At 65.6% G+C, this 22,619-nt stretch carries 22 protein-coding genes and 1 pseudogene; 12 read left to right on the forward strand and 11 right to left on the reverse strand.

What is annotated here, in order from left to right; all coding sequences use genetic code 11:
• Nucleotides 1-22: 22 nt before the first annotated feature.
• Both XH84_RS32995 and XH84_RS33000 read right to left on the reverse strand, forming a co-directional pair.
• Nucleotides 23-1,387, reverse strand: a complete 1,365-nt coding sequence (locus XH84_RS32995; protein WP_128918086.1) for an MFS transporter — start codon at nt 1,385-1,387, stop codon at nt 23-25.
• Between the two features lie 24 nt (nt 1,388-1,411).
• On the reverse strand, nt 1,412-2,179 hold the full coding sequence (locus tag XH84_RS33000) for a GntR family transcriptional regulator (protein WP_128918085.1): 768 nt from the start codon (nt 2,177-2,179) through the stop codon (nt 1,412-1,414).
• A gap of 177 nt (nt 2,180-2,356) precedes the next feature.
• On the opposite strand from XH84_RS33000, the gene XH84_RS33005 reads away from it, so the two are divergent.
• The 3 genes from XH84_RS33005 to XH84_RS33015 are packed head-to-tail and all read left to right on the forward strand — an operon-like array spanning nt 2,357 to nt 5,395.
• Nucleotides 2,357-3,556, forward strand: a complete 1,200-nt coding sequence (locus XH84_RS33005; RefSeq protein WP_164936076.1) for a mandelate racemase/muconate lactonizing enzyme family protein — start codon at nt 2,357-2,359, stop codon at nt 3,554-3,556.
• A gap of 13 nt (nt 3,557-3,569) precedes the next feature.
• On the forward strand, nt 3,570-4,337 hold the full coding sequence (locus XH84_RS33010) for an SDR family oxidoreductase (protein ID WP_128918083.1): 768 nt from the start codon (nt 3,570-3,572) through the stop codon (nt 4,335-4,337).
• A gap of 26 nt (nt 4,338-4,363) precedes the next feature.
• Complete coding sequence (locus tag XH84_RS33015; protein WP_128918082.1) at nt 4,364-5,395, forward strand: L-idonate 5-dehydrogenase; 1,032 nt, start codon at nt 4,364-4,366, stop codon at nt 5,393-5,395.
• Between the two features lie 75 nt (nt 5,396-5,470).
• On the opposite strand, the gene XH84_RS33020 is transcribed toward XH84_RS33015, so the two are convergent.
• The gene (locus tag XH84_RS33020) at nt 5,471-6,358 is read right to left on the reverse strand and encodes a DUF3280 domain-containing protein (protein WP_128918081.1); all 888 of its coding nucleotides are present in this window, start codon (nt 6,356-6,358) and stop codon (nt 5,471-5,473) included.
• Nucleotides 6,359-6,551: 193 nt separating this feature from the next.
• Between XH84_RS33020 and XH84_RS33025 the strand changes: the two genes are divergently transcribed.
• Nucleotides 6,552-7,934 carry a sensor histidine kinase gene (locus tag XH84_RS33025; RefSeq protein WP_128918080.1) on the forward strand — a complete coding sequence of 461 codons (1,383 nt, stop codon included), beginning with the start codon at nt 6,552-6,554 and terminating at the stop codon, nt 7,932-7,934.
• Complete coding sequence (locus XH84_RS33030; protein WP_128918079.1) at nt 7,931-8,593, forward strand: response regulator; 663 nt, start codon at nt 7,931-7,933, stop codon at nt 8,591-8,593. The genes XH84_RS33025 and XH84_RS33030 overlap by 4 nt, the downstream gene beginning before the upstream one ends.
• Nucleotides 8,594-8,614: 21 nt before the next feature.
• On the opposite strand, the gene XH84_RS33035 is transcribed toward XH84_RS33030, so the two are convergent.
• Nucleotides 8,615-9,598 carry a VOC family protein gene (locus XH84_RS33035; RefSeq protein ID WP_164936075.1) on the reverse strand — a complete coding sequence of 328 codons (984 nt, stop codon included), beginning with the start codon at nt 9,596-9,598 and terminating at the stop codon, nt 8,615-8,617.
• A gap of 144 nt (nt 9,599-9,742) precedes the next feature.
• On the opposite strand from XH84_RS33035, the gene XH84_RS33040 reads away from it, so the two are divergent.
• From XH84_RS33040 to XH84_RS33055, 4 genes are all read left to right on the forward strand, one after another.
• Entirely contained in the window at nt 9,743-10,534 is a 792-nt protein-coding gene (locus tag XH84_RS33040) for a DNA-binding transcriptional regulator (protein ID WP_128918078.1), read from the forward strand.
• A 120-nt stretch (nt 10,535-10,654) separates the two neighbouring features.
• Nucleotides 10,655-12,163 carry a bifunctional 3-(3-hydroxy-phenyl)propionate/3-hydroxycinnamic acid hydroxylase MhpA gene (gene mhpA / locus XH84_RS33045; RefSeq protein WP_128918077.1) on the forward strand — a complete coding sequence of 503 codons (1,509 nt, stop codon included), beginning with the start codon at nt 10,655-10,657 and terminating at the stop codon, nt 12,161-12,163.
• 24 nt (nt 12,164-12,187) lie between these two features.
• Nucleotides 12,188-13,039 (forward strand): fumarylacetoacetate hydrolase family protein, encoded by an 852-nt coding sequence (locus XH84_RS33050; protein ID WP_128918076.1) that lies wholly within the window; start codon nt 12,188-12,190, stop codon nt 13,037-13,039.
• Between the two features lie 41 nt (nt 13,040-13,080).
• A complete protein-coding gene (locus XH84_RS33055; RefSeq protein ID WP_128918075.1) occupies nt 13,081-14,286 on the forward strand; it encodes an ABC transporter substrate-binding protein in 1,206 nt (401 codons plus the stop codon).
• Here XH84_RS33055 and XH84_RS33060 read toward each other — a convergent pair whose 3' ends face one another.
• The 4 genes from XH84_RS33060 to XH84_RS33075 form a co-directional block, all read right to left on the reverse strand.
• Nucleotides 14,287-15,129, reverse strand: coding sequence for a hypothetical protein (locus XH84_RS33060; protein ID WP_128918074.1), 843 nt, complete (start codon nt 15,127-15,129; stop codon nt 14,287-14,289).
• Nucleotides 15,130-15,267: 138 nt separating this feature from the next.
• Complete coding sequence (locus XH84_RS33065) at nt 15,268-15,534, reverse strand: hypothetical protein (RefSeq protein ID WP_128918097.1); 267 nt, start codon at nt 15,532-15,534, stop codon at nt 15,268-15,270.
• 135 nt (nt 15,535-15,669) lie between these two features.
• Nucleotides 15,670-16,161: an SRPBCC family protein gene (locus XH84_RS33070; protein WP_164936079.1), complete on the reverse strand. Its 492-nt coding sequence runs from the start codon at nt 16,159-16,161 to the stop codon at nt 15,670-15,672.
• Nucleotides 16,161-16,544, reverse strand: a complete 384-nt coding sequence (locus XH84_RS33075; RefSeq protein WP_128918072.1) for an ArsR/SmtB family transcription factor — start codon at nt 16,542-16,544, stop codon at nt 16,161-16,163. The genes XH84_RS33070 and XH84_RS33075 overlap by 1 nt, the downstream gene beginning before the upstream one ends.
• Before the next feature lie 286 nt (nt 16,545-16,830).
• On the opposite strand from XH84_RS33075, the gene XH84_RS33080 reads away from it, so the two are divergent.
• Nucleotides 16,831-17,892 (forward strand): serine hydrolase, encoded by a 1,062-nt coding sequence (locus tag XH84_RS33080; protein WP_164936074.1) that lies wholly within the window; start codon nt 16,831-16,833, stop codon nt 17,890-17,892.
• 64 nt (nt 17,893-17,956) lie between these two features.
• On the opposite strand, the gene XH84_RS33085 is transcribed toward XH84_RS33080, so the two are convergent.
• Together XH84_RS33085 and XH84_RS33090 are read right to left on the reverse strand one after the other, a co-directional pair.
• Complete coding sequence (locus XH84_RS33085) at nt 17,957-18,790, reverse strand: outer membrane protein (RefSeq protein WP_128918070.1); 834 nt, start codon at nt 18,788-18,790, stop codon at nt 17,957-17,959.
• A gap of 264 nt (nt 18,791-19,054) precedes the next feature.
• Nucleotides 19,055-19,759, reverse strand: coding sequence for an SDR family oxidoreductase (locus XH84_RS33090; RefSeq protein WP_128918069.1), 705 nt, complete (start codon nt 19,757-19,759; stop codon nt 19,055-19,057).
• Nucleotides 19,760-19,876: 117 nt separating this feature from the next.
• Between XH84_RS33090 and XH84_RS33095 the strand changes: the two genes are divergently transcribed.
• Complete coding sequence (locus tag XH84_RS33095) at nt 19,877-20,716, forward strand: GNAT family N-acetyltransferase (protein WP_128918068.1); 840 nt, start codon at nt 19,877-19,879, stop codon at nt 20,714-20,716.
• 29 nt (nt 20,717-20,745) lie between these two features.
• Here XH84_RS33095 and XH84_RS33100 read toward each other — a convergent pair whose 3' ends face one another.
• A complete protein-coding gene (locus XH84_RS33100) occupies nt 20,746-21,192 on the reverse strand; it encodes a hypothetical protein (RefSeq protein ID WP_164936073.1) in 447 nt (148 codons plus the stop codon).
• Between the two features lie 266 nt (nt 21,193-21,458).
• Between XH84_RS33100 and XH84_RS33105 the strand changes: the two are divergent.
• Nucleotides 21,459-21,739: pseudogene (locus XH84_RS33105) on the forward strand (hypothetical protein).
• The last annotated feature ends 880 nt before the right edge of the window (nt 21,740-22,619 follow it).

Consider the following 22,619-nt stretch of genomic DNA (forward strand, 5'->3'; position numbering starts at 1 on the left):
GCCGCGACCGGGCACCGGTTCGTCAGTCGTTCTCGTAGCCGTAGACTTCCAGCAGGATGAAGATTGCTGCAAGCAATCCGATCAGCGGGAAGATCGCGACCATCAGCGTCGCATTGGCCTGCCCGATCGCGGCGAACACCGTCGGGAACAGGAAGATCGCCAGGAACGACGGCAGCTTCACGAACATGTAGGCGAAGCCGCTCGCGGTGCCGCGATATTTAGGCCGGGCGACCATGGTCGGGATCGTCATGCAGTTCGAGGCGTCCCAATAGTGCCCCCAGAGCATGCCGGCGGCAGCGAACGGCAGCAAAATCTTGTTGTCGGTGTAGAGCGCGAAGGCCGCGACCAGGAGCGACATCAGGACGATGGAGAAGCCCGCGATCGCGATGCCGCGATGGCCGATCTTCGGCGTCAGCAAGGGTCCAACCCAGCCCGACAGCCCGGCGAAGGCAAACAGCGCCATCGTCACCAGATTGTTGCCGAGGATCGACGAGACGCCGACCATCGCGAACAGGACCGGCAGGTAGAACGCGAAGGTCGAGAACTCGCTGGCTTGCATGAAACAGGCGATCCAGCCGTAGACCGTCGCGCGCCAGCGGATCGGATCCTTCTTGAGGTCGGCGAGGAACGCGCGGGTTGAAACCTTCGGCACCACAACGTCCTGGTCGGGCAGCATGTCGAGATTGTCGTTGAACATCTCGCGCGCGACCTGCTTGGCTTCGCGGTAGCGTCCCTTCTGCACCAGCCACACCGCCGTCTCCGGCACGTCGTGGCGCATCACCAGGATAATCAGGGCCGGCAGCGCGCCGAGACCGAGCGTCACGCGCCACAGCGTCTCGTGGTGGATGTCGAGCAGCAGGAAGATGACGATGACGCCGACGGTCAAGACTTCACCGACCGCGAACATGAACTGCCAGCGATTGCCCATGACCTCGCGCTCACCCTTGGCCATGGATTCCATGATGTAGGTGTAGCCGGTCGAGATGTCCGAGCCGAGCGGGATGCCGAGCAGGAAGCGGATCACGACGAGCCAGGTGACATTGGGCACGAAGGCCTGCGCCAGCGCGAGCACGATGAACAGCACCATCGTGGCCAGGAACATGACGCGGCGGCCGATCTTGTCGGAGAGCCAGCCGCCGAGCAGTGCGCCGATCAGGGCGCCGCCCTGCGTGCCGGCCGCGGCCAGGCCCAGCATCAGCGGATCGGGGTTGTACTGTTCCTTGATGAAGATCAGCACGAAGGCGATCGAATAGAGGTCCCAGGCTTCGACCAGGATCGAGGCCATCATCAGCCAGCCGACCTTGTTGCCCTTGGGGCTGTAGTTCGTGATGAGGTAGCGGACCGCGGCTTCGCTCGCGGTCGGTTGTGGCATTGCCATCGTCGACATCTCTGGTCCTCTCTTCAAAACTCTCTAGGTGCCCAGCAGCGGCTCAATGCTGCAATCGAGCAGGCGCGGGTCGATCCCCGCCTCCATCCCGGTGAATATCGCGTCCATGTAGTCGATCAGCGCATCGCTCGCTTTCACCGCATCGTCGATGCGGCGGTTGGCGACGGCGCTGAGGATGGCGAGATGGTGATCGATCGTGCCGGACAGGTCGGTCTGTCCCGGCATGAAGCGATGGTGGATATACCCGATGCGGCGATACAGCGTGTGCAGCGGGCGCAGGGTGTGCACCAGGAACGGTTCGCCCGCGGCCTCCAGCACCAGCGCGTCGATGCGCCGGTCGATGCTGTTGAATTCGTCGAGGCTCAAGGTGGCGCGGCGCTCCCGCAGCAAACGCTCGATGTGCAGCGCCTGATTGCGATGCGAGAGGCTGGCGCGATCGGCCGCGAGGCGAACCACGAAGCGCTCCATGTCGCGGCGCAAGGCCAGCAGCATGCGCTCACGCGCCAGATCGATCGGCGCAATGTGCAGACCGTGGCGCGGACGGATGATGATGAGCGTGTCGGCGGAGAGACGGTTGACGGCGTGGTGCACCGGCGTGCGGCCCAAGCCCGTGATCTCTTGCAACTCCAGCATGGTCATGAACTGACCGGGCTTGAGCTCGCAATGAACCAGGAGCTCCTCGATCTTCTGATAGGCCAGCTCGAAGAAGTTGACGCGGTTGCGCCGGGAGGGCCTGCCCTCGCCGTCGTCGTCGCTTCTCACCACCTCGAGCGCGCGCTTGCGCCGTGCCATGTCGTCCTCCCGTCAGCCCCCGCTCGTTGCGTGGCGGCGCCCTGTTTGTGATATCCTTAAAACATGTTGTGATATATTACAAGCGGAGCTATGACTACCGCCGGTCCCGCCGGCAATGGCGGCACAGAAACGACAAACAAAGCGGGCGCTATGGGCCCCGACGGGAGGATTGTTGCCGTGAAGATCACGTCGATCGAGACCCTGCGCACCGAGGAGTTCTCCAACGTCATCTGGGTGCGCATCCATACCGATACGGGCGTGATCGGGCTCGGCGAAACCTTTTATGGCGCCGGCGCCGTCGAGGCGCAGATCCACGACACCTGTGCCGGCCGCCTGCTCGGCCGCAATCCCCTGCACATCGAAGCGATCCACCGCGACATGCTGAACCTGCCGATGGCTCAGTCATCCACCGGCGTCGAATATCGCGCGGCATCCGCGATCGACATTGCGCTGTGGGATCTGTTCGGCAAAGTCTGCGGCCAGCCGGTGCACCAGATGCTCGGCGGCCTCTGCCGCGACAAGCAGCGCATCTACAACACCTGCGCCGGCACGCAATATGTCCGCTCCACCAATATCAGCCCGGTCTCGAATTGGAATCTCGGCGCCTCCAAGGGTCCTTATGAAGATCTCGACGGCTTCATGAACCGCGCCGATGCGCTGGCCGAAAGCCTCCTGGAAAGCGGCATCTCGGCGATGAAGATCTGGCCGTTCGATCCGGCAGCTCAGGAGAACAAGGGGCTCTACATCACCGCCGCGCAGATGAAGCAGGCGATCGAGCCGTTCGAGAAGATCCGCAAAGCGGTCGGCGACAAGATGGAGATCATGGTCGAGCTCCACTCGCTTTGGAATCTGCCGACCGCAAAGCAGATCGCGCGCGCGCTCGAGCCCTACAAGCCGACCTGGTACGAAGACCCGATCCGGATGAACTCGCCGCAGGCGCTCGCCGAATACGCCCGCTCGACCGACGTCTGGGTCTGCGCCAGCGAGACGCTGGGCTCGCGCTTCCCCTACAAGGACATGCTCGACCGCGATGCCATGCATGTGGTGATGGCCGATTTGTGCTGGACCGGCGGCCTCACCGAGGGCCGCAAGATCGCCGCGATGGCCGAGACCTATCACCGGCCATTCGCGCCGCACGATTGCATCGGCCCGATCGGCTTCATCGCCGCCATCCACATGTCGTTCAGCCAGCCCAACACCTTGATCCAGGAATCGGTCCGCGCCTTCTACAAGGGCTGGTACAACGAGCTCGTCACCACGATGCCTGTGATCAAGGACGGTTTTGTCTATCCAATGGAAGGTCCCGGCCTCGGCGTCGACCTCCTGCCTGGTGTCTTCGACCGCTCCGATCTCACCGTGCGCCGCTCCAACGTCTAAGGACTTTCCGATTATGAGCACCTCCCTGTTCGATCTCTCCGGCCGCACCGCGCTCGTGACCGGCTCGTCCCGCGGTCTCGGCCGCGCCATCGCCGAGGGCATGGCGAAGGCCGGCGCCAGGATCATCGTCAACGGCGTCGACCCTGAGCGAGTCGAGCAGGCCGTCGCCGAGTTTCGCGCCGCCGGGCATCAGGCCGAGGGCGCCGCGTTCAACGTCACCGACGAGCCTGCGATCGTCGCGGCTTTCAATGATTTCGACAAGAAGGGCATCGCTTTCGACATCGTCGTCAACAATGCGGGCATCCAGCACCGCAAGCCGCTGGTCGAGTTCACCACCGACGAATGGCGCAAGGTGATCGAGACCAACCTCACCAGCGCCTTCGTGATCGGCCGCGAGGCCGCCAAGCGCATGATCCCCCGCAAGCACGGCAAGATCATCAATATCGGCTCGCTCGGCAGCGAGCTCGCCCGCCCCACCATCGCGCCCTACACCGCGGCCAAGGGCGGCATCAAGAACCTGACCCGCTCGATGGCGGTGGAATGGGCCCAGCACGGCATCCAGGCCAACGCGATCGGCCCCGGCTACATGCTGACCGACATGAACGAGGCGCTCGTCAACAACGCCGATTTCAACAACTGGCTGATGGGTCGCATCCCGTCGAAGCGCTGGGGCAAGCCGGACGAGCTGGTCGGCGCGGCGATCTTCCTGGCCTCCGACGCCTCGACCTATGTCAACGGCCAGATCATCTATGTCGATGGCGGCATGATCGCCGCGATGTGATTGCCGAACTCTGAAGGAACGAGCCCATGCGCGCCGTCGTCATTCACGCCCCGAAAGACCTGCGGATCGACAACTATCCTGACGCGGAGCCCGGCCCGGGCGAGGTCCGCGTCAAGATCGCCAATGGCGGCATCTGCGGCTCCGACCTGCACTACTACCATCACGGCGGTTTCGGCGTCGTCCGCATCCAGCAGCCGATGGCGCTGGGGCATGAGATCGCCGGCGTGGTCGCCGCGGTCGGTGACGGCGTCACCGGCGTGAAGCCGGGCACGCGCGTTGCGGTCAATCCGAGCAAGCCGTGCGGGGCGTGCCTGCATTGCCAGGAAGGTATGCGCAACCAGTGCCTCGACATGCGTTTCCTCGGCAGCGCGATGCGCTTTCCTCACGTGCAAGGCGGCTTCCGTGAATTCATCACGGTCGACGCCATCCAGGCCGTGCCGATCGCGGACAAGCTGTCGCTGGCGGAAGCCGCGGTCGCTGAGCCGCTCGCGGTGTGCCTGCATGCCGGCCGGCAGGCAGGCCCCCTGCTCGGCAAGCGCGTGCTGATCACCGGCTGCGGCCCGATCGGCGCGCTGATGATCCTGGTGTCTCGCTTCGGCGGCGCGTCCGAGATCGTGGTGACCGATGTCGCCGAGGCGCCGCTTGCGGTTGCCAGGAAGCTCGGCGCCAGTCATGCCATCAACGTCGCGACCAATGCCGCGGCGCTTGATTCCTGGCGCGCCGGCAAGGGCGTGTTCGACGTGCTGTTCGAAGCCTCCGGCAATCAGGCGGCGCTCCGCACCGCGCTCGACGTGCTGCGCCCCGGCGCCACGCTGGTACAGCTCGGCCTCGGCGGCGAGATGACGCTGCCGATCAATTCCATCGTCGCCAAGGAATTGCAGCTGCGCGGCACCTTCCGCTTCGACCCGGAGTTCGAGCTGGCGGTGCGGCTGATGGGCGAAGGCCTGATCGACGTGAAGCCGCTGATCACGGCTACCATGCCGTTCGAGAACGCTATCGCCGCCTTCGAGCTCGCCAGCGACCGCTCACAGTCGATGAAGGTGCAGCTCACTTTCTAGAGCATGATCCGGAAAAGTGTGCGGCAGTTTTCTGATGAGATCATGCTCAACCAAAAATCGAAAGAGCGATGAATCTCATCGCTCTTGAGCGCCCGCGGCCTGCTGGCTTTCGATCAGCCGGTCACCGACCAGCCGCACCGCGCCCCGTTTCCAGGAATAGTCCGCGCCGAGGCGCAGGCCACTGTCGCCCCGCGACAGCACCGCGCCGGTGCCGGCATCGCGCACCTGGAAGCCGAGCGTGTATTCGGTGCGGCTGACCCGCCGCACCACGCCGATCAGCGATTGATCCGCGCCGAGCTCTTTCGCAATTGCCGCCTCGCAACCGCCGCAGTCGCGCAGCGCTCCTGCCGTTGCCGCCGCCTCGCGGCCGACTTCGACGATCCGGTAGCGCCCGGATTGACCGAGCGCCTCGCGCACGGCGTCGGTGACCTCGGCGAGGTACGACGCATCTGAAGCGGCCAAGGCGCCCGCTGATGCGGCCGTCATATCCTCGAGCTCGAACTCGAACACCGCGAGCGCGACCGGCGCCGGCGTTGCGAGCGCAGCCATGACCTCGCGCGAGACAAACATCTCGGCGCGCTCCCACGATTCATCATTGTCACCGCGGAAGGTGTAGAGCTTGTCCATCACGAGCTTCTTGGCGCCGACGTCGATCACCGCGACCTTGGCCCATTGCACCAGCGTGCTCGTCTTCTGGATGCCGCCGATGACCTTGAACGCGGCACCGTCCTGAGCAGAGGGCACCTGCCGATAGCGCCCGGCCTCGCCGATATCCCGCCTGAGCGCGGCCATGAACGCCGACAGCCGCCGCTCATGGGCCGCAGTCTGATTGGTCGGCTCGGCGGACGTATCGGTATAGCTGAAATCGTCCACGGCCACGCCGATGGCGGCCTCGGCGGCAGCCGGGGCATGAGGGAGGACGAAGAGGAGAAATGCAGGCAGGATCAACCGGGAGAGGTGCATGAGCGGGGCCTCGCTAGAACGAGCGGTTCGCAAATCTCGGCGGCCAGCCCGAGCCCCTGCAACGGGGGGTATCCCGGCGAGCCCCGGGAAAATTTCACGACATTGCACTGCGGTAGCGCGTGGTGCTTTCCGCGGCTGGCGTTCTGCCGTTTAATACGGAGGCGACAGAACCGTTCGCGCAAGGTGCTCCCCAATGTGGAACCGCCCGAGATTCGATCTCAAGGTCCGTCTGACGTTGCGCGTGGCCGCCATAACGGCCGCCTGCTTCGCCGCAATCTCCGCCTATTTCCTCATCGCCGCCGACCGCGACGCCCATGCGCGCATCGACGGCGTCGCCGCGATCGTGGCGAAGTCGCTGGAGCTGCAGCAGGGCAAGATCCAGTGGGTGGCCGGTCCGCGCGACTTTCCCAACCTCGACCCCGTCGCGGCCTATGTGATGACGCCCGGCCTGTGTCTGGCATTCCGCGGCGCGAGCGGCGAGATGCTGCAGCGGTTCTGCAGCGGTGCGCCGGCCCCGGCGAGCCCGCCACCACAGGCCTTCACAGCCTTCTATCGCAGCCTGTTCGATCCCGGCCGCGAGGCGGCGCGGCCCGTGATCGTGCGCGGCGCCAAGCTCGGCGAGACCGTGGTCTCGGTCGATCCGGCGGTGCAGACGGCGGAGGCCTGGCACGAGGCCGGCCGCCTGATGATCGCGCTTGCGATCGCGCTGCCGTTGTTGTGCCTCTTGGTCTACGCCGCGCTGGCGCGCGCGCTACGCCCAACCCGCCTGATCTGCACCGGTCTCGAGCGGATCGCGGCCAACGACCTCACGGCGCGGCTGCCGCCGTTCGATCTCGCCGAACTCTCTGCGATCCGCGACGGCTTCAACCATCTCGCCGAAAGCCTCGACAATGCGCTGGCCGAACGTAGCGAGCTGACGCGCAAGCTGATCGCGCTGCAGGACGACGAGCGTCGCCATCTCGCTCGCGAGCTGCACGACGAGTTCGGCCAGTCGCTGGCCGCCATCCGCGCGCTGGCCTCGTCTGCCCGCCAGACCGCCGCGCAGGAGTGCCCCGCTTTGCTGTCCGAATGCGACGGCATCGCGCGCACCGCGACCGGCATGATGGAGACGCTGCGCGGCGCGCTGTTCCGGCTCCGGCCGCCCGACGTCGAGGAGCTCGGCCTCGTTGCGAGTCTGGAAGGCCTCGTCGCGGGCTGGAACGGCCGCAGCCGCGGCGAGACGCGCTTCACGATCCAGTTCGACGGCGCCTTCGAGACCCTGCCCGCCACGATCAGCGCCAACCTCTACCGCATCGTGCAGGAGGCGCTCACCAACGCCGCCAAGCATGCCGGCGCGACCAAGGTCGGCGTCCATTTGACGATGGCCGTAGACGAGATCGCGCTTGCCATCGACGACGACGGCCGGCCCAGCGATGCCTCGGGCAAATCCGGCATGGGTCTGCTCGGCATGCGCGAGCGCGTTGCGGCCCTGCGTGGCCAGATGAGCTTCGAGGTCGGCCCACACGGCGGCTCGGCGCTGCGCGTCGTCATTCCGCTCGCCGCCGCCGAGCCTCAGGTGCTGGAGCATGCGGCATGAGCGCGGCCGACGCGTCGATCCTGCTGGTCGACGACCATTCCGTGGTCCGGGAGGGTTACCGCTCCGTGCTGCAGAAGCAGCCGGGCCTGCGCGTCATCGCCGAAGCGGCCGACGGCGCGGAGGCCTACCGGCTTTACAAATCCGAAGCGCCCGATCTCGTCATCATGGATTTGAGCATGCCCGGCATCGGCGGCATCGAGGCCATCAGGCGGATCAGGCAGTGGGACAAGGGCGCAAGGATCCTCATCTTCACCATGCACCAGAATGCGGGCTTCGCCGTGCAGGCGATCCGCGCCGGCGCCAGGGGTTACGTCACCAAGACCAGCCCGCCGGAAACGCTGGTGCGGGCCGTAATGGATGTGCTCGCCGGCAAGATCGCCATCAGCCCCGACATCGATCACGAGCTGGCGCTGAGCCGGCTCGGCGGCGAAAGCTCGGCCGCCGACGTCCTCACCGCCCGCGAGTTCGAGGTGCTGCGGCTGCTGCTCGCCGAGAAGACGACGGACGAGATCGCCGAGACGCTCCATGTCAGCCCGAAGACGGTGGCGAACCTGCATTCCCTGATCAAGGACAAGCTCGGCGTCGGCTCCGACATCGAGCTGGTCCGCCTCGCGCTGCGCCAGGGCCTGTTGACGGAGCCCGATCTCGGCGAGGCCTGAGCGTTCTCCCGCCACCACGGATCATTCGCGCGCGACCACCTGATCCAGCCACGCGCAGTTGAGCGGCGGCACGCGCGGATCGGCGACACGCACGCCGCGCGCGGCCGCATCCAGCCGCATGTCACGCAATCGCTTGCGCTGTTCTTCCGGCATATGGAGCCGCTCGTGGCCCCACAGCGACGGGCCGTCGAACGTCTCATGCGGCTGCCAGGTCTCGGGATCGATCACGCGCCCGCCCCAGCCATACTCAATGAAGAAGCCGGACGGAGTGTTCACGTAGAACGAGGTCATGTGATCGTTGGTGTGCCGGCCCAGCGTATAAGCGACGCGGCCCTCGTCCATCTGCGCGAGGTCGTAGCCCTGACCGACATCGTCGAGGCTGCCGAGCTCGACCATGAAATGATGCAGCGCTTTCCGCCCGGAGCCGACCATCGCGAAGCTATGATGGCGGCCGTTGACGTGGAAGAAGTACAGCCCGTAGGGCTTCAGTCCGAAATCCGAGACGTGGAAGCCGAGCACATCGCGATAGAACGGCAAAAGCGGCTCAACATCCTCCACATTGAGCACGACGTGCCCCATGCCGAGCGCGCCGGTGCGAAAGCCCGAGATCGGACGGCCCGGCCTGAAGGGCTCGGTCGCAAGCTCGGGCTTGCAGAAGGCCTCGAGCCGATTGCCCGCGGGATCGGCGAACGAAATCAGCTCGGTGACATGCCGCTCATCGGCGAGCGCGCGTGATCCAAGCGTCACCTTCACGCCCTGGCTCTCCAGCCCGCTGGCGAGGCGGCCGAGCTCGGCACTTGACGGCACCTCCCACCCCATCACCGCGAGGCCGGCATCGCTGCTGCCATCCACGATCAGCCGCTGCTTGCGATCGTCCATGCGGAAGGCGCGCTTCTTGCCGCCGCGATCGACCTGCTGCATGCCGAGCAGCCCCGTCGCCATCCGGCCCCACTGATCGAGCTGCGACGAACTGATTCCAATATAGCCGAGCGCGGTGATTTCCATCGAAGTCCTCCCGAAGGCATTGCGTGTGCCGCAATGCGGCGAACTTGATACCGGCCGCGCACGATCTTAACGTGGCGTTCCGCAATCGCTTCGCGCTCGCAACGATAATCGCGGGACCGTGCGCCACAAGGGAGGAAATGCGAAGTGTCCAAGGAGCGGACGGGGCCGGGAGCGCCGCGGCAATCGGAAGGCGTCCGCGCCTTCAAGCGCGGGCTCGACGTGCTGCGGGAGGTCAATCGCTCCGGCGGCATCCGCGCCGGCGACGTCGCCCGCGCGCTCGACCTGCCCCGCCCCACGGTCTACCGCCTGCTCGAAACGCTGGAGGAACTCGGCTACATCGCCCGCAGCGCCAGCGACGACCGCTTTCGCGTCACCCGGCGGGCGCTGAGCCTCGGCGACGGTTATGATCCCGGCGTCGTGATCTGCCAGGCGGCAGCGCCCTATCTCGCCGAGCTCAGCAAGACCCTGGTCTGGCCGGTCGATCTTTCTACCTACGAGAATGCGGCGATGGTGGTGCAGGAGACCACCCATTCGCGCAGCCCGCTCTCGATCGACCGCGGCATGATCGGCAAGCGCCTGCCGATGCTGCGCACCTCCGCCGGCCGCGCCTATCTCGCCGCCTGCCCCGCGCGCGAGCGCGATCTGATCGTCAATCATCTGCGCCGCATCGACGAGGCCGACGACCGTCCGTTTCTGGACGCAGCCCGCCTCGATCGCATGATCGCCGAGACGCAGGCGCGCGGTTACGCGATCCGCAGCGAGGGCGAATACAATCCCAAGACGGCGTCGATTGCCGTCCCCATCGTGCGCGACGGGGCCGTCTTCGGCTGCATCTCCATCATCTGGATTCGCTCGGCGCTGGGAATCGACGAGGCGATTGCCCAGTTTGCAGTGCAGCTTCAGGAGACGGCTTCGGCCATTCCTGTCGAAGTGTAGCGCATTCACGCCTCCACACCGTCCAGCCGGCCATGACCAGCGGCACGAGCCGCGTCCGCTGGGTGGACACTTCTGCCGGCGGCGTTGATGCTGCGACGCGGCTTGGGGAAGAGATGGCCCATGCAAGATAAATCCACTCCCGAAGAGTTCGACGTCGTGATCGTCGGCCGCGGCCCGGTCGGCGCCACGCTCGCCAATTTGCTCGGCCTATGCGGCGTGCGGACGCTGGTGCTGGAGCGCGAGGCGCGGACCTATCATTTGCCGCGCGCCGTGCATTTCGACGACGAATGCATGCGCGTGTTCCAGACCATCGGTCTGGCCGACGCCATCCTGCCGCATGTGATCCTCAGCCCCGGCATGCTCTTTCTCGATGCCGAGGGCCGCATGCTGCTGGACTGGTCCCGTCCGCAGACCTTGACCCCGATGGGCTGGCATCTCAGCTACCGCTTTCACCAGCCGGATCTGGAGGACGTCCTGATCGGTGGCCTCTCCCGCTGGCCGCACGTCACCCTGCGCAACCGCTGCGACGTGTTCGCGCTCGATCAGGACGATCATGGCGTGCGCGTCCGCTACGAAGATCTCTCGAACGGACAACTCACTGAAGTCCGTGCCGGCTATGTGATCGGCTGCGACGGCGCCCGCTCGCTGGTCCGCCGCTTCATCGGCTCCGGCATGGACGATCTCGGTTTCCACGAGCGCTGGCTGGTGATCGACGTGCTGCTCAAGCGTGAGCGCAACGACCTTGGCGACTACAGCCTTCAGCATTGCGATCCCAGGCGGCCCGCGACCTATGTACGCGGCACCGGCACACGGCGGCGCTGGGAGATCACGGTTCTCCCGGACGAGGATTCTCACGAGGTCGCGCAACCTGCAAAAGTCTGGGACCTGCTGTCGCGTTGGATCACACCCGACGATGCGGAGATCGAGCGCGCTGCGGTCTACACTTTTCATTCCGTCATCGCACAGCAATGGCGGAACGGACGATTGCTGCTCGCAGGCGATTCCGCGCACCAGACCCCGCCCTTCCTCGGACAGGGCATGTGCGCCGGCATCCGCGATGCCGCGAACCTCGCCTGGAAGCTCGACGCCATCGTCCAGGGCGACGCAGGGAGCGAACTGCTCGACACCTATCAGAGCGAGCGCCTGCCGCATGTACGCGAATTCATCGAGCTCGCCATTCGCCTCGGCGGCGTGATCAACACCAAGGCGATCGAAGCAGGCCTTGCCGCCGGGGAGGTTCGCGAGAACGCGCCGGTGAAGCTCGAGGTGAAGAAGCCTCTGCTCGGCCCCCGGCTGGCGCCCCGCGATCAGCCTCTCGCCGGAGATTTGGCACCGCAGTTCGAGCTTCGGGACGGCAGCCGCAGCGACGATCGCGTTGGCTACGATCGTGTCCTGTTCGCCGCAAACGCGGCCGCCCTCGCCTCACGCCCGGCTCTCGCACAGGCGGGACTGAGGATCCTGACCGGCGGCGACGCGGACGCCATCGGCGACTGGCTGCACCAGCACGGCATCATCGCCGCGCTCGTTCGCCCCGACCGCTATGTGCGCGGCACGGCCCGCAACGAAGCCGAACTCGACCAGCTCATCGCCGCCATCACGCCTCTAACCCACGTGCCGTCCGCGGCCTAAAGCGAACACTCTCAAGGATATCTCATGAAGCTGCTTTCTTTCCTCGTCGACGACCGAGCCTCCTTCGGCGCCGTCAAGGACAACGGTGTGGTCGATCTCGGTGCACGCATGACGGGCTGCTCGACGCTGCGGCAGTTGCTCGAAGCTGGCCGCCTCGCCGAGGCGGCCAAGCTGGTCGCATCCGCCGCGCCCGATCATCCGCTCGACAAGATCAGCTTCGCCCCCGTGATCCCCGATCCCGGCAAGATCATCTGCGTCGGCCTGAATTACCGCGACCATGTCGCCGAAACCGGCCGCACTGTCACCGAGAAGCCGGCGCTGTTCGCGCGCTTCGCCTGCAGCCAGGTCGGCCATCTCCAGCCGATCGTGAAGCCGAAAGTGAGCGACGATTTCGACTATGAAGGCGAGCTCGCACTCGTCATCGGCAAGGCCGGCCGGCACATCCCGGCGAGCCGTGCGCTCGACTATATCGCCGGCTATTCCTGCTACAACGAAGGCAGCATCCGCGACTGGCAGCGCCACACCAGCCAGTTCCTGTCCGGCAAGACCTTCGCCGACAGCGGCAGCTTCGGCCCCTGGCTGGTGACGGCGGACGAGATCCCCGATCCGTCGAAGCTCAGCTTGCAGACGCGCCTGAGCGGCACCGTGGTGCAGAACACCACCACCGACCTCCTGATCACCGCCGTCCCCGAGTTGATCGCCTACATCTCCACGATCTGCCCGCTCGTGCCCGGCGACGTCATCGTCACGGGCACGCCGGGCGGCGTCGGCGCAAAGCGCACGCCGCCGCTGTGGATGCGCCCCGGCGACACCGTCGAGGTCGAGATCTCCGGCGTCGGCACCTTGCGCAACAATGTCATCGCCGAACCGGACTGAGCTTCGCGACCAATCACTCAACGATAAAATCAGGAAACGCCATGACCCGCACCGTATCTACCGCCATGTTGCTAACTGCGCTGGCGCTCGCAGGCCCGCCTGCGCGCGCCGAGATCAAGGGCGAGACAATCCGCATCGGCGTGCTCACCGACATGAACGGCGTCTTCGCCACCGCCATGGGCCCGGGCTCGGTCGAGGCGGCGCGGATGGCGGCGGGGGAGTTCGGCGGCAAGATCAACGGCAAGCCGATCGAGATCCTGCAGGCCGATCACCAAAACAAGCCGGATCTTGCGGCATCGCTCGCCCGCAAATGGTTCAGCGAAGGTATCCAGGCGATCGCCGACGGCGGCAGCTCCGGCGCCGCGCTCGCGGTGCAGGAACTCGTCCGCGGCAACGGCAGGATCTTCCTCGTCTCCGGCGCCGGCGCCAACCAGCTCACCGATGAAGCCTGTGCGCCGACCAGCGTGCAGTGGACCCAGGACGCCTATTCCACCGCGACCGCCGTGGTCTCCGGCATCATGCAGACCAGCAAGGAGCCGTGGTTCTTCATCACCGGCGACTATGCCTTCGGCCATTCGATCGAAGCGACCGCCCGCGCCCGCATCGGCGAGCTCGGCGGCAAGGTCGCCGGCAGCGTCAAGGCGCAGCTCGGCACCCCCGATTTCAGCTCGTTCCTGCTGCAGGCGCAGTCGTCCGGCGCGAAGATCCTGGCCATCAACGTCGCCGGCGACAACGCCACCGCGATCAAGCAGGCCGAGGAGTTCGGCCTCGCCGATCAGGGCATCAAGATCGTACCGATGTCGTTCCAGAACGTCGATATCGAGGCGGTCGGGCTGAAGGCAACCCGTGGCGACCTCATCGTCACCTCGTTCTTCGAGGATGTCTCGCCTGCAGCCCGGCGCTTCTCGGATGCATTCCATGCGCGCCGCAAGGCCATGCCATCGCAGATCCAGGCCGGCGTCTATTCCGCCGTGCGCCATTATCTGCAAGCGGTGAAGGACACCGATTCCGACGACAGCGCAACTGTGATGGCGAAGATGAAGGCAACGCCGGTGTCGGACGCCTACACGCCCAACGGCCGTATCCGCGAGGACCAGCGCATGGTGCACGATCTCTACCTGGTGCAGGTCAAGACACCGCAGGAGTCCCGGGGGCCATGGGATTTCGTCAAGCTGATCGCGACCATCCCGCCCGATCAGGCCTTCCGTCCGCTCGACCGCAGCAAGTGCGGCCTGGTGGGTAAATAATCAGGCCAGATACAGCGCCAGATAGCCTTCCATCGCATAGAGCGCGCACAGCGCCAGGCTCGACCACACTGCGGCGCTGAAATACAGGAACATCCAGGTCAGCTCGCCCTTCCAATGCGCGATGTCGTGGGTCACCACCCAGCGCGTCGAGACGTCATGCAGGCCTTCGAGGAAGCCCAGGAACGTATTGCCGTCGGCGTGCCCTGCCCGCCAGCGGCTGAGATACATCGGCACGTCGACGGTGACGAGGAAGGCCAGGAAGCAGGCGATGCCAACGATGCCTGACATCAGCGCCCAGCGCACTACGCCCTGGAATTCCGGCATCAGGCGGCACAATGCGATGCCGGCGGCGAAGAAGGTCACCGCCCATAGCGAATTCTCGATCGCGTTGTAGAGGAAGTTGGTCGTCACCACAGCGTACCAGGAGAAGCACTCCGCGATGATGATGATGGGCACGATCACGAGCGCGATATTCACCGCGGTCTCCGCGCCGGTCATCTTGCCGAGCTGATGCAGGATGATGGCCCATTGCGCAACGAAACAGAGCTCGGCCACGGTCGCAACGGTGCGGCCGACCACGACGCTCGAGAGCCAGGTATCGAACAGGCAGATGCGCTGCACGTCGGCGCGCGGCAGCACCGAGCGGAACGCGCAGCCGAATACATAGCCCGCGCACAGCAGGAACATCAGCCCGATGTCCGAGCCGCCGCCGAGGCTGCCCGAAGGCGTCGGGTAGAACTCGCGATACAGCATGAACCAGACGAGGATATTCGCGCTGCTGACAAGCGTGAGAGACCCCCACCACCACGCGAGGGGATTTGACCGCGCCTGCCACTGCAACATGAGCCGCTCCGCTGTAATCGATATTTCATCTAGCGGTAGCAATTCTGTCACATTCAGGCAGGCGGTCGCGACAAAAATCTGCGTGACGGCACTGTCATAATTCACGCCCCGGGGCCGACCCAAGCCGTACGTCCGGGCTCAGCGCCCCTCGGCCCTGCGGCCGCCGCTGCAGATGAGGTTGTCGCACTTTTCGGCGAAGCGCTGATATTCGGAGATCGCGCGATTGGCCATGCGGATCCGGTTCGTCTGTCCCTCCTCGACCATCCCAGCGATGCGCTGCGCCAGGAACACGCAGGCGTCGAATTCGTCGCGGATCGCGCCCGCGCGGTCGAGAAAGTCCCAGGCGATCTCGTAAGCCTGCTCCGCGGCGGGGTTGCGGTAGTCGCTGAAGATAATGTGCGCCATCACTGCCAAAGCCGTGGCGCGGCGATCGTTCCTACCAGGCGGACAACGCCGGACTGAAAAACCACCGGCGGCCTTGGCGCGCCGGTGGTTCGCGAAAGCGGTCCCGTCGTGTTCTCCGCCGGGACCGCGTTGTCTTCACCGCTTCATGCCCGCCACATAGGCCGCGAGCTTGTCGAGAGTCTGATAGCCGTATTCGACGGCGCCGAAGCCGATCATGCCGTCGCGTTGCTCGGTGCTCGAGGCCAGCTGGCGCATCATCAGCACGGTTTTGCCGTTGCTCTGCTCGGCAAAGGTCACGGTGAAGCGGAACATGCCGGGATCCTCGTCCTGGTCGCCGCCGTGATCCATTTCCATCAGGTGCGGCCGCTCGATGCGGCGGAAGCGCATGCGGTTCGGATAGACCGTGCCGTCGGGGCCGATCATGTTGAAGCGCCAGACGCCGCCGACGCGCACGTCGATCTCAAAGGTCTCGACCTTGAACCCCTTCGGCCCGAACCATTGCGGCAGATGCTTGGGGTCGGACCACGCTTCGAACACCAGATCGCGCGGCGCGTCGATCACGCGCGACATCACGATCTCGCGGTCGAGCGACCATTGCGACAGAGCGGGATTGGCAGAATTCGTCATCACTCAGAACCTTTCCGTTTGGTTGTTCGGGACGGACGCTTGACGGCCGCCCTTTCCTTCTCTTTCTTGAGCTTCATCACGTAGGCTTCGAACCGGTCGAGCCGCGCCTCCCAGATCGCGCGCTGCTGCTGGAACCAGTCCTCCGCACCAAGCAGCGCATCCGGGCTGAGGCGGCAGGTGCGCACGCGGCCGGACTTCTCCGATTGAACGAGCCCGCTCGTCTCCAGCACGTGGATATGTTTCAAGAAGCTCGGCAGCGCCATGTCGAAGGGATCGGCGAGCTCGCCGACCGAAGCCTCGCCGGCGCACAGCCGCATCACGATCGCCCGCCGCGTCGGATCGGCAAGCGCTGCGAAAACCTGGTCGAGCGATTGGTTAGCCATGAAGCTAACTATAAGCGACCTGGAGTCCCGCGTCAAACAATTGTTAGCTCATCAGCTAAGTGATTTGGTGGCGTGCGAGTGATGCGGAACCCGCAACGCGCAATTGTGAATTGGGCCGTGGGACGCTTCCGGCTAAAGCAGATCGGGGGCGCATCAACATCGTTGATCAGAGCAAGTGCCGCCTGTTGTCACCTCATCCCCGATCACCCGGCGAATCTTCACCCGGGCTGCGCTCATCCCGCTTGCGATCGCGCTTCGGCCACGCCGCGCCTTGGCGGATTCCGACATGATCGCGCAGATGCGCGACATCGTCGCGAGCGAACTGGCGCCGACCGCGACGCCAGACCATGCGAGCGGGCTCGCCGCCGCCCTCTATGCCGGGCGCCATGTCGAGTTCTTCAGCTACGGTCTTGCCGACGATGCGACCAAACGGAAGGTGACGCCGGACACGTTGTTCAACCTCGCCTCCTTGAGAAAGCCGTTCGAGGCGGCTCTTGTGGCGCTCGGCGTGGTGCGCGGCGAGCTGCGGCTCGACGACCGCCTGCCCAAATACCTGCCCGAGCTGAATGGCGACTATATCCGCAACGTCACTGTCGGCCAGTTGGCCACGCATACATCGGGACTGTTGCTGCCGACCGACCATCCGCCCTGGCCGAACGATGAGTACACGCGCGAGCAGTTCATCGCCATGCTGAACGGCTTCGCACCGGCGGTGAGCGTCGCGCCCGGCCGGCAACGCGTCTACACACATGCCGGCTACGTGCTGCTTCAGCTCGTGCTCGAGCGCTGCTACGGCATGCCGATTGGCGCGCTGATCCAGCACCGCCTTCTCCGCCCGCTCGCGATGGAAGCGACCTTCATACCCGAGCGCGGCGCAGACAATCGCGCGGTCATGGATGCCGCCTGGATGCAGCGCGCGGTCCAGGGCTATTCCGACCAGGGCACGGCCGTCGGCCCGATCGGCGATCAGCAGAGCTATTTCGACTTTCCCGGTACCGGCCAGATGTTCGCTTCGGTGCGGGATCTCGCCGCTTTCGCAGCAGCCTGCGTCGACGGCCGGGCGATCGATCCGCACCTGCGCGAGGCGTTGCGGATGACGCAGCGTGAGGCCTTCCGCATCGACGACAAATTCGGACAGGGCATGGGCTGGGAGACCGTGCGTCTGCCAGGCGTCACCGTCATCGACAAGCCCGGCGGCCTCAACAACGCCTCCGGCTATCTCGGCCTCGTGCCGGTGCGGCGGATCGGCATCGTCCTGCTGGCCAATCGCGGCGAGTATCCGCACGAGATCGCCCGCTACAAGATCCTGCCGGAGCTGGCGCGGCTGATCACCTCGCACGCAAGCTGAGCTCCAAGACAGAGAGCCCCGGCTAGGCCGGGGCTCTCCACGCAGATCGGGAATGGGATGGCGCTCAATATCTGGCGACGACAGCTCCGCCGAACTTGTAGTTTACGCCGACGCGCACGATGTCCGACTTGATGTCGACCGAGTGGGTGTAGACGTTGCTCGGGAATGCGATGGCCGGCCCGAACGCGGCAAGGTTCGTGCTGGTCGTGCTGGCGCGGCCGAGATCGACATGGAGATATTCGGCCTTGAGCGACCAGCCGCCGCCGAAGGCATATTCGGTGCCGACGCCGGCGGTCCAGCCGACCCGCGTATCGCGGATCGCCGCGGATTCCGTCGCGCCTGCGAACGTGTCGGTGAAGTTGAAATTGCCCTTCACCTCCGCGATGGCCGCACCGCCGGTGGCATACAGCAGCCAGGTCGGAGCGGCGAGGAAGCCGATGCGGCCGCGGATGGTGGCGAGCCAGTCGGCCGAGACCTGCGACGAGACCGTAAAGCCGGTCGGCGCGCAGCAGGGATAGACCGCCGAGCCCGTCGCGCTGCCTTTGAAGCCGAAATAGTTGATGTCGCCCTCGAGGCCCAGCACGGCGTGGTTGACCTGCCAATTATAGCCCGCGGTGAAGCCGCCGGTCACGCTGGAGCTGCTGACGCTCTGGGCGCCGACCGTGTTGATCGCCGGAACGCTGCTGGTGGCGAAATAGCCGGTCGGCGAGAACACGGTGGAGGTGGTGGGATCGGCGCTGCCCCATTGCCCGCCGATGTTGCCGCCGACATAGAAGCCGGTCCAATTGTAGGCCGCAGCCATCGCGGGCGCCTTGGTGTAATGCGCCGCAAGGTCGGCAGCCTGCACGGAAGCGGTCCCAAGCACAATCGATGCGGCCGCCAGCAAGAACGTCTTCATTTCGATCTCCATTCCCCACGCGACTGAACCCGCGTTTTCGAGGCGCAGATGGGAGCCATCCAGCGCAGCTCGGGAATAGGCGCAGCACCGTTGTTCGTCTCGGTCTGCGGCGCAGTTCATAGGGACTGTGACGTAATCGGTGGCTTATCGCGCAAGACGGGCGACGAGTGTGACCTCGGCGCCACGCATCGGCCCCTGCCGCGGTGGCGCGCGAGGCAAATCCGCGGCGCGTCACGACAGGGCGCGGGCGAATCCGCGCGCGGCTCACACCGAGCGCGTCAGTCCGCCATCGACGCGGAGGTTCTGGCCGGTGATGTAGGCTGCGCCGTCGGAAGCCAGGAACGAGATCGTCGCCGCGATCTCTTCCACCCTGCCGTAACGCTTCATCGGCACGCTGTCGCGGCGCGAATCCTGCTGCGGCAGGCTGTCGATCCAGCCCGGCAGAACGTTGTTCATGCGGACGTTGTCGGCCGCATGGGTGTCGGTGAAGACCTTGGTGAAGGCGGCAAGGCCGGCGCGGAACACCGCCGAGGTCGGGAACATCGCGCTGGGCTCGAACGCCCAGGCCGTCGAGATGTTGATGATGGCGCCAGCCTTTTGCGCCTGCATGATCGGCGTCACCAGCCGGGTCGTGCGGATCACGTTCAGGAGATAGGTGTCGAGGCCGGTGTGCCACTGCTCGTCGGTGATCTCGGTGATCGGCGCGCGCGGCCCGTGCCCGGCGCTGTTGACGAGCACGTCGATCCGGCCCCACTTCGCCATGGCACCGTCGACGAGACGCTTCAGGTCGTCGTTGGATTTGTTCGAGCCGGTGACGCCGAGCCCGCCGAGTTCGGCGGCCACGGCCTCGCCCTTGCCGGAGGACGACAGGATCGCGACGCGAAACCCGTCCGCTGCCAGCCGTCGCGCAGCCCCTGCCCCCATGCCGCTGCCGCCGGCGGTAACGAGCGCAACCTTCTCTGCTGCCATGACCGATCATCCCTTTGAGTTGAGGCGAGCCGCAGGCTCGGCCTATCATGCGGCCTTCTACAGCCAGACCTGCCGGCAGGTCCATGGTCGAAGGACGCACCTCATGAGGAACGCAAGATGAGTGACTTGCTGATCCGCAATTTGCGCCCCGAGGAAATCTCGCTTGCCATCGACTGGGCCGCGGCCGAGGGCTGGAATCCCGGCTTCTCCGACGCCGCCTGCTTCGCTGCTCCCGACGCGGAAGGCTTCTTCGTCGGCGAGATCGACGGCGAACCGGTCGCGACCGTCTCCTGCGCCAATTACGACGATCGCTTCGCCTTCCTCGGCTTCTATATCGTGCGTGCGGATCTTCGCGGCTCTGGCCATGGCCTGCGCATCTGGAGCGCGGCGATCGCGCATGCGGGCACCCGCGTGATCGGGCTCGATGGCGTGGTGGCGCAGCAGGACAACTACAGAAAGTCCGGTTTCCAGCTTGCTTACGCCAATATCCGCTATGGCGGCATCGCCGGCGCGCCCCTGAAGCCACCCGCCGATGTCGTCGCACTCGACACGGTCCCGTTTGCGCTTGTGGAAGCCGACGACGCCACTGTCTTCCCGGCTCGGCGCAGCGCCTTCCTGCGCGCCTGGATCAACACATCGGACCATGTCGGCCGCGCGCTCCTGCGTGACGGCAAGCTCGCCGCCTGGGGCGTGATCCGGCCGTGCCGGACCGGCTACAAGATCGGCCCGCTGGTCGCCGACGATCGCATTGCGGCGGAGACGATCGTCGGGGCCCTGCTGGCAAGCGCGGATGGCGAGGTGTTCCTCGACGTCCCCGCCGTCAATCGCGAGGCCATCGCGCTCGCGGAGGCGCTTGGGCTGAAGCCGGTGTTCGAGACGGCGCGGATGTACACGGGAGCGATCCCGTCGCTGCGTATCGACCGCGTCTTCGGCGTGACCAGCTTCGAGCTAGGTTAGAGCCAATTCGAGCTAGGTTAGAGCCAAGCTCAATAGCAGCGCATGATGTTGACGGTGTGCTCGCTGCCGCCGCGGCCGGGCACCGTTACCTGCTCGGTCGGGCAGCTCGGCACGTAGGGCCGATCGGACGGCACGACGTTCGGCGGGAAGCGATGCGTCCAGTCCCAGGGAACGTCATAGGTGTAGGTGTAGCGCACGTCGGTGGAGACCGGCTGGGCGGTATCGACGAAGGGCTGGCTGTAGCCGGCGCTGTCGTAGAAGAAGCCGCCGCCGCCCGGCCAATAGACAAAGGGGTTATTCCGCCGGTGGAAGCGGGCTCCCGGTGCGATGGGCGGACGCGCCATGGCGCCGGACGGCGCCGCGGTCAGCCCATGCGGCGCGGCGCCGCCGGGTCGTGCAAAACTATCGCTGAGGCTAAGGAGCAGCGCGGCTGCGCTGAGCGAGGCGAGCAAGGCCCCATGCATTCTGTAGGTCATGATACGCACCAACTCGTTTGGCTTCGGCGGCTCCCCACCGCACGCTAGGCCGGGCCGTCGCCCAGCCGCAAATGTATAATTAATTTTTGGTTAAGGCACGGCGTTAACGGGGGAACCGGTGCGGCAAGAGCGCTCGGATTCTCCGCTGACAGGTACTTCGTTCCGAAAAAAGCGTCTCATAACCAGTTGATCCGAGTTGATCGCTCCCGCCTGCCGGGTTCCGGAACGCTCCCGCAGTGCAACCGTTGGCCCCCGACAAATTTCCAATGCAGAACAAGTCAAAACTCCTCTGCCTGATCACGGCATCGCTCGTCGCGGCACGGCGGCGGCCTCGGCGCAGGGCTATGACTGGAACGGATCGCGCATGAGCTGGGACCGCAGCGCGCCCGCCTACGAACCGGTCCAGTCGGGCGCCTACTATCCTGACGTCGCGGGCCCCTATGGCGCCATCAACGGCACCAGCCATCCGACCCCGAGCTCGACGCAGGGCGACGTCGGCCCTGACGGCAACAATAACGGCACGCTGACCGGCGGCTATCGCTGGTAGAGCCGCTCGACGTTAGGCCCACCGTTCGTTCGCGCGCGGTGGGCCTTCGCGCGTCAGCGGTTTCTTGCGAAGCTGACCGCCAGATTGAACGTCCCGCCCACAACCCCTTGCGTTGCCTGACGGGCAAAACACCCAAGATCGCGGTCAATCGGCGCCGCCGAAAATATTCCACTTTACCGAAATTCGGAAATCTCGTATGTGTCGCCGCAACCCGGCCCAAGGAGAGGGGCGTATCGCGATCGTCACGAACGCGGGCCGGGCGGCGGTGGACGCTGATTGCATCGGCGCGAGAGGTTTCGCAGGGCGGGCAACCGTGAGCAAGACGCCTCGCGCACACGACCGGTGTGATCAGCGTACGGCGAAATCGTGCCGTCCTGGCGCCCGGGGTCTGCGCGCCAAGTCTTGCGGAGATGTGGCGGCCCGACCGGGCAGGCGCATCGATCATCCGCAAGGCGACGGGGGCAATAGTGCATCGCTCCCCGGGGAGATCACGACATAAGCCGTAAAACCACTGCGCAGGGAAGGCCGGGATGTCTCCGGTTGCCCTGTTTTTCCGCTATGCATGAAGCACACGCAGTCTGCTCTTGGCATGGCGGTCGATGGGAGCCAACCGGCTCCCGGCCTTCCCTGCGCCCTCTTCATTTTCAGAGGGTGAAGCATCGAGGCAAAGCTCGGGCGAAATGCGCCGCGAGGTTGCGAAGGTGTGCCTGCAATCGAAATGTTAGCCGTAGCGCGAATCCGATTCCACTTGCTCCGTCATTGCGAGCGCAGCGAAGTAATCCAGGAGTTGGACCTCCCCTAAATCGGTGGACACCTATAGCTTAGGCAGCGAGAGGTGTCAGATGGCAAAACGGCAACGTCGGTCCTATTCGGACGAGTA

The sequence above is a fragment of the Bradyrhizobium nanningense genome, assembly GCF_004114535.1.
Classification (GTDB): domain Bacteria; phylum Pseudomonadota; class Alphaproteobacteria; order Rhizobiales; family Xanthobacteraceae; genus Bradyrhizobium; species Bradyrhizobium nanningense.

Coding starts and splice junctions, on each gene's coding strand:
- XH84_RS32995 (WP_128918086.1), bottom strand. CDS start 1,387: ATGTCGACGATGGCAATGCCACAACCGACCGCGAGCGAAGCCGCGGTC.
- XH84_RS33000 (WP_128918085.1), bottom strand. CDS start 2,179: ATGGCACGGCGCAAGCGCGCGCTCGAGGTGGTGAGAAGCGACGACGAC.
- XH84_RS33010 (WP_128918083.1), top strand. CDS start 3,570: ATGAGCACCTCCCTGTTCGATCTCTCCGGCCGCACCGCGCTCGTGACC.
- XH84_RS33015 (WP_128918082.1), top strand. CDS start 4,364: ATGCGCGCCGTCGTCATTCACGCCCCGAAAGACCTGCGGATCGACAAC.
- XH84_RS33020 (WP_128918081.1), bottom strand. CDS start 6,358: ATGCACCTCTCCCGGTTGATCCTGCCTGCATTTCTCCTCTTCGTCCTC.
- XH84_RS33025 (WP_128918080.1), top strand. CDS start 6,552: ATGTGGAACCGCCCGAGATTCGATCTCAAGGTCCGTCTGACGTTGCGC.
- XH84_RS33030 (WP_128918079.1), top strand. CDS start 7,931: ATGAGCGCGGCCGACGCGTCGATCCTGCTGGTCGACGACCATTCCGTG.
- XH84_RS33035 (WP_164936075.1), bottom strand. CDS start 9,598: ATGGAAATCACCGCGCTCGGCTATATTGGAATCAGTTCGTCGCAGCTC.
- mhpA (WP_128918077.1), top strand. CDS start 10,655: ATGCAAGATAAATCCACTCCCGAAGAGTTCGACGTCGTGATCGTCGGC.
- XH84_RS33050 (WP_128918076.1), top strand. CDS start 12,188: ATGAAGCTGCTTTCTTTCCTCGTCGACGACCGAGCCTCCTTCGGCGCC.
- XH84_RS33055 (WP_128918075.1), top strand. CDS start 13,081: ATGACCCGCACCGTATCTACCGCCATGTTGCTAACTGCGCTGGCGCTC.
- XH84_RS33060 (WP_128918074.1), bottom strand. CDS start 15,129: ATGTTGCAGTGGCAGGCGCGGTCAAATCCCCTCGCGTGGTGGTGGGGG.
- XH84_RS33065 (WP_128918097.1), bottom strand. CDS start 15,534: ATGGCGCACATTATCTTCAGCGACTACCGCAACCCCGCCGCGGAGCAG.
- XH84_RS33070 (WP_164936079.1), bottom strand. CDS start 16,161: ATGACGAATTCTGCCAATCCCGCTCTGTCGCAATGGTCGCTCGACCGC.
- XH84_RS33075 (WP_128918072.1), bottom strand. CDS start 16,544: ATGGCTAACCAATCGCTCGACCAGGTTTTCGCAGCGCTTGCCGATCCG.
- XH84_RS33080 (WP_164936074.1), top strand. CDS start 16,831: ATGATCGCGCAGATGCGCGACATCGTCGCGAGCGAACTGGCGCCGACC.
- XH84_RS33085 (WP_128918070.1), bottom strand. CDS start 18,790: ATGAAGACGTTCTTGCTGGCGGCCGCATCGATTGTGCTTGGGACCGCT.
- XH84_RS33090 (WP_128918069.1), bottom strand. CDS start 19,759: ATGGCAGCAGAGAAGGTTGCGCTCGTTACCGCCGGCGGCAGCGGCATG.
- XH84_RS33095 (WP_128918068.1), top strand. CDS start 19,877: ATGAGTGACTTGCTGATCCGCAATTTGCGCCCCGAGGAAATCTCGCTT.
- XH84_RS33100 (WP_164936073.1), bottom strand. CDS start 21,192: ATGACCTACAGAATGCATGGGGCCTTGCTCGCCTCGCTCAGCGCAGCC.